The sequence below is a fragment of the Pseudomonas sp. YNh genome, assembly GCF_037993085.1.
Classification (GTDB): domain Bacteria; phylum Pseudomonadota; class Gammaproteobacteria; order Pseudomonadales; family Pseudomonadaceae; genus Aquipseudomonas; species Aquipseudomonas putida.
In genome coordinates, this window is sequence record NZ_JBBMRJ010000011.1 from 172373 (window position 1) to 184170 (window position 11798).

Annotated in this window: 10 protein-coding genes; 2 read left to right on the forward strand and 8 right to left on the reverse strand. The window is 62.2% G+C overall.

Annotation, left to right across the window (positions count from 1 at the left end; translation table 11 throughout):
* Window positions 1-68 precede the first annotated feature (68 nt).
* The 7 genes from WF331_RS14230 to WF331_RS14260 form a co-directional block, all read right to left on the reverse strand.
* Window positions 69-965: a response regulator gene (locus WF331_RS14230; protein WP_340623013.1), complete on the reverse strand. Its 897-nt coding sequence runs from the start codon at window positions 963-965 to the stop codon at window positions 69-71.
* Between the two features lie 164 nt (window positions 966-1129).
* On the reverse strand, window positions 1130-1900 hold the full coding sequence (phoU, locus tag WF331_RS14235; RefSeq protein ID WP_016502252.1) for a phosphate signaling complex protein PhoU: 771 nt from the start codon (window positions 1898-1900) through the stop codon (window positions 1130-1132).
* 73 nt (window positions 1901-1973) lie between these two features.
* Entirely contained in the window at window positions 1974-2807 is an 834-nt protein-coding gene (gene pstB / locus WF331_RS14240) for a phosphate ABC transporter ATP-binding protein PstB (RefSeq protein WP_016502253.1), read from the reverse strand.
* A 102-nt stretch (window positions 2808-2909) separates the two neighbouring features.
* Complete coding sequence (gene pstA / locus WF331_RS14245; protein WP_172439591.1) at window positions 2910-4526, reverse strand: phosphate ABC transporter permease PstA; 1617 nt, start codon at window positions 4524-4526, stop codon at window positions 2910-2912.
* Window positions 4527-4597: 71 nt separating this feature from the next.
* Window positions 4598-6886: an ABC transporter permease subunit gene (locus tag WF331_RS14250; protein WP_241800586.1), complete on the reverse strand. Its 2289-nt coding sequence runs from the start codon at window positions 6884-6886 to the stop codon at window positions 4598-4600.
* Window positions 6887-7025: 139 nt separating this feature from the next.
* A complete protein-coding gene (locus WF331_RS14255; protein ID WP_016502256.1) occupies window positions 7026-8024 on the reverse strand; it encodes a phosphate ABC transporter substrate-binding protein PstS in 999 nt (332 codons plus the stop codon).
* 218 nt (window positions 8025-8242) lie between these two features.
* Window positions 8243-9532, reverse strand: a complete 1290-nt coding sequence (locus WF331_RS14260; protein WP_016502257.1) for an MFS transporter — start codon at window positions 9530-9532, stop codon at window positions 8243-8245.
* A gap of 360 nt (window positions 9533-9892) precedes the next feature.
* Between WF331_RS14260 and WF331_RS14265 the strand changes: the two genes are divergently transcribed.
* Together WF331_RS14265 and WF331_RS14270 are read left to right on the forward strand one after the other, a co-directional pair.
* Window positions 9893-10291 (forward strand): acyl-CoA thioesterase, encoded by a 399-nt coding sequence (locus WF331_RS14265; RefSeq protein ID WP_016489852.1) that lies wholly within the window; start codon window positions 9893-9895, stop codon window positions 10289-10291.
* 71 nt (window positions 10292-10362) lie between these two features.
* Window positions 10363-11259 carry a D-hexose-6-phosphate mutarotase gene (locus WF331_RS14270; RefSeq protein ID WP_016502258.1) on the forward strand — a complete coding sequence of 299 codons (897 nt, stop codon included), beginning with the start codon at window positions 10363-10365 and terminating at the stop codon, window positions 11257-11259.
* Window positions 11260-11362: 103 nt separating this feature from the next.
* Here WF331_RS14270 and WF331_RS14275 read toward each other — a convergent pair.
* Window positions 11363-11798: transposase (locus WF331_RS14275; protein ID WP_340623014.1), on the reverse strand; the 436-nt coding region annotated here is incomplete at its 5' end.

The window sequence follows — 11798 nt, forward strand, 5'->3', positions numbered from 1 at the left end:
GATGACGCTTTCTCTGTGGGAGCGGCCTTGCCGGGCGCTCCCACAAGGGTTGACCTGCTGCCTTGTTGTCAGGCGCCGGGGGTGAAGTGCTTCTGCGCCGTCCCGCGGGCGATCAGCCGCGACAGGTAATCGAGCTTCTGGGCGTCCTGGTCGACAAACTTGAAGGTCAACTGTAGCCAGTCGCTGTCGGGCTTGGGCTCCAGGGCTGCGACGGCATGCAGATAGCCGTTCAAACGCGCAACTTCAGCGTTCTCGCCCTGCTCCAGGTCCAGCACGGCGCCCTCCAGCACCTGCGGCAGCGCTTCGCTGCGGCGTACCACCAGCAGCGCCTCTTTCAGGCTCAGCGCCTTGATCACGCACGGTTGCATGCCGCTGGCCAGGCGCAACTGGCCTTGGCCACGCCCCGTCGGAGCAGGGGCCGACGGCGTGGGTGCACTGACCAATGGCTTGGCAGCGCCCGGCACTGGCGCGGGGGCCGTCACCTTGGCCGCCTCTGGCTTGCCACCTGTCAGGGCACTCAGCGAATCGTTGGCGAATGCCGAGTTGGCCCGCGCCGGGCCGATGGCCATCAGGCTGTCGAGCTTGCCGATCTTGGTCAGCGCCTTTTTCACTTTGGTCAGCAGTTGCTCGTTGGTGAACGGCTTGCCGACAAAGTCGGACACGCCCGCCTGGATCGCCTGAATGACGTTTTCCTTGTCGCCACGGCTGGTCACCATGATGAACTGCAGGTTCTTCAGCGCAGGCTGCTGACGGCACCAGGTGAGCAATTCCAGGCCGGACATTTCCGGCATTTCCCAGTCGCACAGGACCAGGTCGAAGGCTTCCTTGTCCAGCATGGCCATGGCCTTGCGACCATTGACGGCGTCGTCGATGGCCATGCCCGGGAAGGCGTTGCGCAGGCACTTGCGGACCAGGTCACGGATAAACGGGGCGTCATCCACGACCAGCACATTCACTTTACTCATCAATACTCCTTCTGAATCCCGACTAGCCTACTGCCAAATAATGGCTATTTGCTACAACCTGGTCACGCCGGGACTTCTTCACATCGTTCGCGGGTGCCTGCCGGCTCCTCGACCGCAAACGAAAACGCCCGGCCGAGGCCGGGCGTCGAAGCTCGGGAGCAACCTTACTTATCGTCAGATTCGCCCGGAACATTAGCCTTTTCGGCGTCGGCGACAGCGGTACCCTGCACTTCTGCGGTCATGCGCTTGAGGCCCATGTGGCGCACGTCGGTGCCGCGCACCAGGTAGATCACCAGCTCGGAAATGTTGCGCGCGTGGTCACCGATACGTTCCAGCGAACGCAGCGCCCAGATCACGCTCAGAACCCGCGAGATGGAGCGCGGGTCTTCCATCATGTAGGTCACCAGCTCGCGCAGGGCGGTCTTGTACTCGCGGTCGATGGTCTTGTCGTACTGGGCCACCGACAACGCCAGGTCGGCATCGAAGCGGGCAAAGGCGTCCAGCGCATCGCGGACCATGTTGCGCACCTGGTCGCCAATATGGCGCACCTCGACGTAGCCGCGTGGCGACTCGCCTTCTTCGCACAGCTGGATGGCGCGGCGGGCGATCTTGGTCGCCTCGTCACCGATGCGTTCAAGGTCGATCACCGACTTGGAAATGCTGATGATCAGGCGCAGGTCAGAGGCCGCCGGCTGGCGACGGGCGAGGATGCGCACGCATTCCTCGTCGATGTTGCGCTCCATCTGGTTGATCTGCTCGTCGACTTCGCGCACTTGCTGGGCCAGGCCCGAGTCGGCCTCGATCAGCGCAGTAACGGCGTCATTGACTTGTTTTTCCACCAGGCCACCCATGGCCAGCAGATGGCTGCGCACTTCTTCGAGCTCGGCGTTGAACTGCTGGGAAATATGGTGCGTAAGGCTTTCTTTGTTGATCATCGTTCGCTCCGCGAAGAGGCTGCAAGCTTCATGTAGTTCGTGTCATTCCCTGTGGGAGCGGGCCGCGTGGCTGCTAGCCGTAGCGACCGGTGATGTAGTCTTCGGTCTGTTTCTTCGCCGGGTTGGTGAACAGGGTATCGGTGTCCCCGAATTCGACCAGTTTGCCCATGTACATGAACGCGGTGTAGTCCGAAACCCGGGCCGCCTGCTGCATGTTGTGGGTCACGATGACGATGGTGTACTTGGATTTCAATTCGTAGATCAGTTCTTCGACCTTCAGGGTCGAGATCGGGTCCAGTGCCGAGCACGGTTCGTCAAGCAACAGCACTTCGGGCTCCACGGCAATGGTGCGGGCGATGACCAGACGTTGCTGCTGGCCGCCGGACAGGCCCAGCGCCGACTCGTGCAGGCGGTCCTTGACCTCGTCCCACAGGGCCGCGCCTTTCAGCGCCCACTCGACAGCTTCGTCCAGCACACGCTTCTTGTTGATGCCCTGGATACGCAGGCCGTAGACCACGTTCTCGTAGATGGTCTTGGGGAACGGGTTGGGCTTCTGGAACACCATGCCCACACGACGGCGCAGCTCGGCCACGTCTTCGCCCTTGCGGTAGATGTTGTTGCCGTAGAGGTTGATGGCGCCTTCCACACGGCAGCCGTCAACCAGGTCGTTCATGCGGTTGAAGGTGCGCAGCAGTGTCGACTTGCCGCAGCCGGACGGGCCGATGAAGGCGGTCACGCGCTGCTTGGGAATGTTCATGCTGACATCGAACAGCGCCTGCTTGTCGCCATAGAACAGGCTCAGGCCCGGCACTTCGATGGCCACGGTTTCTTCGGCCAGTTGCAGGCCCTGCTTGTTGCGGCCCAGGGCAGACATGTCGATGCCGTGGGTATGAGAATCTTGCTGCATGGTCTCACTCCGTTTGTAGCTGCGAGCTTGAAGCTGCAAGCTGCAAGTTAGGGCAAAGCGGCAATCTGCTTGGAGCTTGCCGCTTGTGACTTAAAGCTCTGATCAGCTGTCCAGCGCCTTGTACTTCTCGCGCAGGTGGTTGCGGATCCACACGGCCGAGAGGTTGAGGGAGGCGATCACCAGTACCAGCAGCAGTGCCGTGGCGTACACCAGCGGCCGCGCGGCCTCGACGTTCGGGCTCTGGAAGCCGACGTCATAGATGTGGAAGCCCAGGTGCATGATCTTCTGGTCCAGGTGCAGGTACGGGTAGTTGCCGTCCACTGGCAGCGAAGGCGCCAGCTTCACCACACCCACCAGCATCAGCGGGGCCACTTCACCGGCGGCGCGGGCCACGGCGAGGATCATGCCGGTCATCATGGCCGGGCTGGCCATTGGCAAGACAATCTTCCACAGCGTCTCGGCCTTGGTCGCGCCCAGGGCCAGCGACCCCTCGCGTACGGTACGCGGAATACGCGCCAGGCCTTCTTCGGTGGCCACGATCACCACCGGTACGGCCAGCAGTGCCAGGGTCAATGATGCCCACAGCAGGCCCGGGGTACCCAGGGTAGGCGCCGGCAGTGCTTCAGGGAAGAACAGGCGGTCGATAGAACCACCCAGCACGTAGACGAAGAAGCCCAGGCCGAACACGCCGTAGACGATCGCCGGCACGCCAGCCAGGTTGTTCACCGCAATGCGGATCAGGCGGGTCACCGGGCCTTGCCGTGCGTATTCGCGCAGGTAGACGGCAGCCAGCACACCGAACGGGGTGACGATCACGGCCATGATCAGGGTCATCATCACGGTACCGAAAATGGCCGGGAAGATACCGCCTTCAGTGTTGGCTTCACGCGGGTCATCGCTGAGGAATTCCCACACCTTGGCAAAGTAGGTACCCAGCTTGGTGAAGCCGGACATACCGTTCGGCTGGATGGCGTGCACCACCTTGCTCAGGTTGATTTCCACTTCGCGGCCGTTGCCATCGCGTGCCACCAGGCTGTCGCGGGCGAAGGCCTGGTGCAGGCCGCTCAAGCGGTCTTCGATGGCCTTGTAGCGGCTGTTCAGCTCGGCGCGGTCGGCGTCCATGTCGGCCTGGGCGGCGGCGTCCAGCTTGCCGTCCAGCTCCAGCTTGCGGGCCTGCAGGCGCAGGCGCTCAAGGCCATGGTTGATGGCACCGATGTCCTTCTTCTCCAGCTGCTGCAGCTCACCGTTGAGCTGGCTGGCGCGCTTGAGGCGAGCCTGCAGTTCGTTCCAGGCAGCAGGGCCTTCGGCAACCACGCGGCCTTCTTCCTTGACGCTGACCAGGTAGCCATAGAAGTTGCCCCACTCGCGGCGCTCCAGGGCGATGAGGTCGGCCGGGCGCTGTTCATCGACCAGCCAGTCGCCGACCACCCAGGTGAAATCGCTGCCGTTGAGGTCGCGGTTACCCACCTTGATCAGCTCGCGGGTCATGAACTCCGGGCCCTGCTCCGGTACCGGCAGGCCGGCCCCCTTCAGGCGGGCACGGGGTACCTCTTCCTTTTGCACCACTTCGCCGATGACGATGTGGTCAGCCTGGCCCGGTACCTTGTAGGTGGCCTGGACAAGATCGGCCGGCCAGAAGTGGCCCAGGCCGCGCACGGCAATTACCGCCAGCAGGCCAACGGTCATGATCACCGCCATGGCCACGGCGCCGCCGCTCATCCAGACGCCTGGGGCGCCGCTCTTGAACCAGCCTTTGAGGGAATCCTTTTTCACGGATCGCTACCTTTCTATCAAAGCGACGAGTATTTCTTGCGCAGACGCTGGCGAATCAGCTCGGCCAAGGTGTTCATGACGAACGTGAACATCAACAGCACCAGCGCGGCCAGGAACAGCACGCGGTAGTGGCTGCCACCGACTTCCGATTCCGGCATTTCCACGGCCACGTTGGCGGCCAGGGTGCGCATGCCCTCGAACAGGTTCATCTCCATCACCGGGGTGTTGCCGGTGGCCATCAGCACGATCATGGTCTCGCCCACCGCACGGCCCATGCCGATCATCAGCGCCGAGAAGATACCCGGGCTGGCGGTGAGGATGACCACGCGGGTCAGGGTCTGCCAAGGCGTCGCACCCAGCGCCAGCGAGCCCAGGGTCAGGCTGCGCGGCACGCTGAACACGGCGTCTTCGGCAATGGAATAGATGTTCGGGATGACCGCAAAGCCCATGGCGATACCCACGACCAGAGCGTTGCGCTGGTCGTAGGTGATGCCCAGGTCGTTGGTGATCCACAGGCGCATGTCACCGCCGAAGAACCAGTTTTCCAGGTGCGGGCTCATGGTCAGGGCGAACCAGCCGGTGAACAGGATGACCGGTATCAGGATCGCGGCTTCCCAACCATCGGGCACACGCAGGCGGATCGACTCCGGCAGGCGGCTCCAGGTGAAGCCGGCCAGCAGGATGCCGAGCGGCATCAGCAGGAACAGGCTGAACACGCCTGGCAGGTGGCCTTCGAGGTAAGGGGCCAGGAACAGGCCGGCGAAGAAGCCGAGGATCACCGTCGGCATCGCTTCCATCAACTCGATCACCGGCTTGACCTTGCGGCGCATGCCCGGGGCCATGAAGTAGGCGGTGTAGATGGCGGCGGCAATGGCCAGCGGGGCGGCCAGGATCATCGCGTAGAACGCGGCTTTCAGCGTACCGAAGGTCAGCGGCGAAAGGCTCAGCTTGGGTTCGAAGTCGGTATTGGAAGCGGTCGATTGCCAGACGTATTTCGGTTCGTCGTAGTTCTCGTACCACACCTTGCCCCACAGCGCGCTGAAGGAAACTTCAGGGTGCGGGTTGCGCAGGCTCAGCGGCAGCAGCTTGCCGCCTTCTTCAATAATGATGCGGTTGGCACGCGGCGACAGGGCCAGAATACCAGGGCCTTCGGCAGCCGGCTCGACCAACAGGGTGCGGTGCGCGGTGCTGTGGAACACGCCCAGCTTGCCGTCGGCGTCCAGGGCGATGAAGCCCTTGCGGCGCTCTTCGGCGTCAATCTGCACAACCGGGGCCTTGCCCATCTGGAAGGTGCGGATCTGCTTGAAGCGCGATTCGCCGTCCGGGTCTCGTGCCATGAACCATTGGGCCAGGCCACCTTTGGAGTCACCGATGATCAGCGATATGCCGCCGACCAACTGGGCGCTGGCGGTAATTTCGGTGTCCGCGCTTTCGGCCAGCTTGTAGCGGCCGTTAAGGCTCTTGTCACGCAGGCTGAACACGTCGGCGGTGGCGCGGCCGTTGATCACGTAGAGCCACTGCTGACGCGGGTCGATGAAGATGTTCTTCACTGCTTCGGTCATCTGCGGCAGCACGATACGGTTCTGCTCGGTGGTGACCTCTTCGGTCATCATGTTTTCGGTGCGGGTCAGCTGCACCACCTGCAGGTGCGCGCCGGTGGACCCGGCCAATACCAGGGTATCGCCATTGACGTTGACGTTTACGTGCTCCAGCGCACGGCCCTGTTCGTCGAGCACGAACGGCTGCTCGCCGTAGGGGTAGTCGATGCCGGGGGTGATGGTTTTCTTGTTGTCCGGGTAGGTGATCTTGTAGGTGTGGTGGAACACCAGCGCCTGACCATTGGACAAGCCCAGCACCACCAGCGGGCTGCCCGGCTGGTCGCTACTGATCGAGGTTACCTGGGTGTCTGCCGGCACTGGCAGGTCGACCCTCTTGAGCTCGTTACCGGTCTTGGTATCGAAGAACAGTGCCTGGCCTTTGTCCGAAACTCGCATCCCCACCAGGTTCTGTTCTTCAAGCGCGATCATCAGCGGCTTGCCGGCATCCTGCTGCAGCCAGGTCGGCTCCAGGGCCTTCTTGCTGGTCAGCTCGGCACCTTGGAACAGTGGCAACACCACATAGGCCAGGTAGAAGAAGATCAAGGTGATTGCCGCCAATACGGCAAGCCCGCCCACCAGCACGTACCAGCGGGTCAGGCGGTCCTTCAGCGCGCGGATGCGGCGCTTGCGTTGCAACTCGGGCGTATTGAAATCAATGCGCACGGGCTGGGAGTTTTGGGTCATGTTGGAATTGGCCAGATCATTCATGCGCACACCCTAGCGGTCCCGTGTGACAAAAACATTACAAAGTGGTGACGCACGAAAGCCCGCCGCACAGGGGACCTGGCTTCGGACTGGAAATTCGTGGAAGAGGCCGGGCGTCAGCACCGGCCCCTTCTTCAGTTACTTACTTCTTTGCGACGTTACCAGCGTGCGACAGGCCCAGGTCAGCCAGGGTCTTGTCGACGACCTTGGACGGCAGCGGGATGTAGCCATCCTTCACCACGACCTGCTGGCCCGCTTGCGACAGCACCAGCTTGACGAACTCGGCTTCCAGCGGGGCCAGAGGCTTGTTCGGGGCCTTGTTGACGTAGACGTACAGGAAGCGCGACAGCGGGTACTTGCCGTTCAGGGCGTTTTCTTCGTTGTCCTCGATGTACTCGGTGCTGCCTTTCTTGGCCAGCGGAACAGTCTTCACGCTGGCGGTCTTGTAGCCGATACCCGAGTAGCCGATGCCGTTCAGCGAGCTGCTGATCGACTGCACGACCGAAGCCGAGCCAGGCTGTTCGTTCACGTTAGGCTTGAAGTCGCCTTTGCACAGGGCTTCTTCCTTGAAGTAGCCGTAGGTGCCCGACACCGAGTTACGGCCGAACAGCTGCACTGGCTTGTTGGCCAGGTCGCCGGTCACACCCAGGTCGCCCCAGGTTTTCACGTCTGCTTTGCCACCGCACAGGCGGGTGGAGGAGAAGACCGCGTCGACCTGCTCCATGGTCAGGCCTTTGATCGGGTTGTCCTTGTGCACGAACACGGCCAGGGCGTCGACGGCGACCGGGATGGCGGTCGGCTTGTAGCCGTACTTCTGCTCGAAGGCCTGCAGCTCGACGTCCTTCATCTTGCGGCTCATCGGGCCGAGGTTGGCGGTGCCTTCGGTCAGCGCGGGTGGCGCAGTGGAAGAGCCGGCAGCCTGGATCTGGATGTTTACGTTCGGATATTCCTTCTTGTAGGCCTCGGCCCACAGAGTCATCAGGTTCGCGAGGGTATCGGAACCGACGCTGGAGAGGTTGCCCGAAACACCGGTGGTTTTGGTGTAGGTCGGGATTGCAGGATCGACAGCGGCTACCGCGTTGGCGGTTGCAACGCCAGCGGCGGCAAAGGTGAGGGCCGCCATCAAACGCTTCAGTTTCATGCCTTGCTCCTAGCAGGAATATTGGGGTGTTGGATGGAACGGGCCCAAGTATCGGCAGGCCGCATGAACACGATATGACTTCATTATGACAATTGGATGAAAGGCCATCACTGATAGCAGGTCTGGCCTCTTCGCGGGCACGCCCGCTCGCACAGGGGTTATGCTGAGCCCTGTGGGAGCGGGCGTGCCCGCGAAGAGGCCAGCAGCCCCGAGACAGATCAGCGCTTGTTGGCGAGCAGGTACAGGCCCACGGCCAGACCAACGGCGCACAGCCCTGCCACATAGTAGGCAGGCGCCATCGGGCTTATTTTCAGCAGCGCGGTCACCACCATCGGCGTCAAACCGCCGAAGATCGCGTAGGCCACGTTGTACGAGAACGACAGCCCGCTGAAGCGCACCGCGGCCGGGAATGCCTTGACCATTACATAGGGCACCGCGCCGATCACACCCACGCACAGGCCGGTCAGCGCGTACAGCGGGAACAGCAGCTCGGGCCGGGTCGGCAGGCTGTGGTAGAAGGTCCAGGAGCTGGCCAGCAGCAACAGGCTGCCGATCACGAACACCCGCCCCGCGCCAAAGCGGTCGGCCAGGCTGCCGGCGCCGATGCAGCCGAAGCTGAGTAGCACGATGGCCATGCTGTTGGCCTTGAGCGAGTCGATCGGGCTGATGTGGTAGAAGCTCTGCAGCAGCGCAGGAGTCATCAGGATAACCACCACGATGCCGGCCGACAGCAACCAGGTCAGCAGCATCGACAGGATGATCGGGCCACGGTGGTCGCGCAGCACGGCGCGCAACGGCAGCTCCTCGGCCAGCGCCTTGCGTTGCTGCATCTCGGCGAACACCGGGGTTTCGTGCAGCCAGCGGCGCAGGTACACCGAGAACAGGCCGAACACACCGCCGAGCAGGAACGGAATACGCCAGGCGTAATCGGCCACTTCTTCAGCGCTGTACACGCTGTTGATCAGGGTTGCCACCAGCGAGCCCAGCAGAATGCCCGCCGTCAGGCCTGCGGTGAGGGTGCCGCAGGCATAGCCGGTGTTGCGCGCCGGTACGTGCTCGGAGACGAACACCCAGGCGCCCGGCACCTCGCCACCAATCGCAGCGCCCTGGATCACCCGCATCAGCAGCAGCAGGATCGGCGCCCACATGCCGATTTGTGCATAGGTTGGCAGCAGGCCCATGATCAGGGTCGGCAGGGCCATCATGAAGATGCTCAGGGTGAACATCTTCTTGCGCCCGAGCAGGTCACCGAAGTGGGCCATGATAATGCCGCCCAGCGGCCGCGCCAGGTAGCCGGCGGCGAAGATGCCGAACGTTTGCATCAGGCGCAGCCACTCGGGCATGTCGGCCGGGAAGAACAGCTTGCCGACCACCGTGGCGAAGAACACGAAGATGATGAAGTCGTAGAACTCCAGTGCGCCACCCAGGGCGGACAGTGAGAGTGTCTTGTAATCACTGCGGGTCAGCGGCCGCGGGGGCTGCTCGATACTGCTCGGCACGGAAGTCATCGCTCGTTGTTCTCTTGTAGGGCATGCAGGCCGCTTGGCACGCGGCTTCTGGATTGGGAGACAGGCGAAGATAGCAAATTGCCGAGGCGCGCCGAAAGCGATACAAAATCCATACAGATATTCATGAATGCGCGGTCGTCGCTGGCGGTTATGCTCTATATACTGACGATTCGTAGGAAAAGGTTGCTGCCAGCGTGGGATGTTGTGCGAAAACGCCGGTCTTTATGTCAGACGGTTTCGCAGAGTTTCCCTACGGCCGTCCAGTGAAACGAAATCGGCGTAGTATGTTTCAAGCTGAATCGTTTACCCGGCCTTTGCGCCACATCAACGGAAAGCGTCACGGGTCAGAGGCCCCATCGCATGATTGAGCTCGAACAAGAAGATCCAATCCCGCAAGGCGACCTGGCCTTGCAGATCACCGCACTCCCGCGCGAGACCAACGGATTTGGCGACATCTTCGGCGGCTGGCTGGTTGCCCAGATGGACCTGGCCGGCACCGCCATGGCCAGCCGCGTCGCCGGTGGCCGCGTGGCGACCGTGGCCATCGAACGCATGGCGTTCCTGGTACCCGTCGCGGTGGGCGCACAGCTGTCGTTCTATACCCAGACCCTGGAAATCGGCCGCAGCTCGATCCAGATGATGGTCGAAGTGTGGAGCGACGACCCGTTGTCCAGTGAATGGCGCAAGGTTACCGAAGCAGCATTCGTCTTCGTTGCCATCGACGGCAGTGGCCGCACCCGTTCCGTGCCTCGTCGCTGAGCCACGCGGGCGGTAAACTCATTGCATGTGCCCGGGTCCAAGGCCCACTGGCAATCAATGAGACTAACGCAATGGCTACCTACCAGGTCGTAACCGAGCAACATGGCGAACTCAACTGCTGGCGTATCAGCAGCGACCGCGCCGAACTCCTGATCGCCCAGCAGGGCGCGCAGATCCTCAGCTACCAGCGGGTCGGCGAGCCGCCGCTGCTGTGGCTGAGCGACCAAGCCATCTTCCGCCAGGGCAAGTCGGTCCGCGCCGGTGTGCCGGTGTGCTGGCCGTGGTTCGGCAACCTGCAGCGCAACCCCCAAGCCGTTCAGGCCATGTACCACGGCGAACAGGCGCCTGCTCACGGGCTGGCGCGCTCGCGTGACTGGCAGCTGCTGGGTATCGAGGAAGCGGGCACCGGCCTGCGCATCGAATTCCAGTTGCCTGAAGCGCGGGGCGATCTACCCGGCTGGCCTCATGATGTCGAACTGAAGCTGGTGGTGGAGCTGGACGAGGCGTTGAAGCTGAACCTGACCAGCCGCAACATGGGCAACTCCCCCGTTACCATCAGCCAGGCCCTGCACAGCTACTTCGCGGTCAGCGATGTGCGCCAGGCGCGGGTCGAAGGCGTCGAAGGCCTGGGCTATATCGAAACGCTGGCGGACTGGGAACAGCGTCAGCAGCAGGGGGCACTGGCGTTTGCGGGGGAGACTGACCGGATCTACCTCGACACCCCTTCGCAATTGAGCATTGTCGACCCGCACTGGAACCGGCGGATAAACCTGACCAGCAGCGGCTCGCGGTCGGCGGTGATCTGGAACCCATGGACTGATCGGGCGCGGGAGCTGGCGGACATGGCTGACGACGGCTGGCAGCGGATGCTGTGCATCGAGACGGCGAATGTGTGGAATGACCTGGTGGAATTGAAGCCTGGGGCGAGTCATTCGCTGGGTGTACAGATCGGTTGTGAAATGATCTGAGGCCTGAAATGTTTTTGCCGGCCTCTTCGCGGGCTTGCCCGCTCCCACAGGTTCTCCACAAGCCTCGAAGATTGTGGGTTACCTGTGGGAGATTCTATGGTTTTCAGCAAGGCGCTTTCCCACCCTTGGTGACATATTCGTCCTGATTCTTCATCAGGGCGAATGCCACTCGTGCAAGCTTCCTGGCCAGGATTACCAACGCCTGGGTTGTTGCTTTACCCGCATTGCGATGCTGTTCGTAGAGCCCTTTCCAAGTGGCCGTCCGGCTGGCTGACATCGCCGCGTTATGCAGCAGGCGACGGATTTCTGAGCAGCCTCGCTTGGTAAGGCGACGACGTCCATTCTTCTGCCCAGAATCAATCACTCGTAGATCCATTCCCAGGAATGCAATGTACGAATCACTGCTCTTGAACTCGCCCCGCATAAAGGCCATTACCAAGGCAGTCGCAGTGAGAAAACCAATACCCTCTACCGCTTGGCAGCGAGCAACTTGCTCGTGCAGCCCTGCTTCGCGCAGCACTTCTTTAATTTTCTTTTGG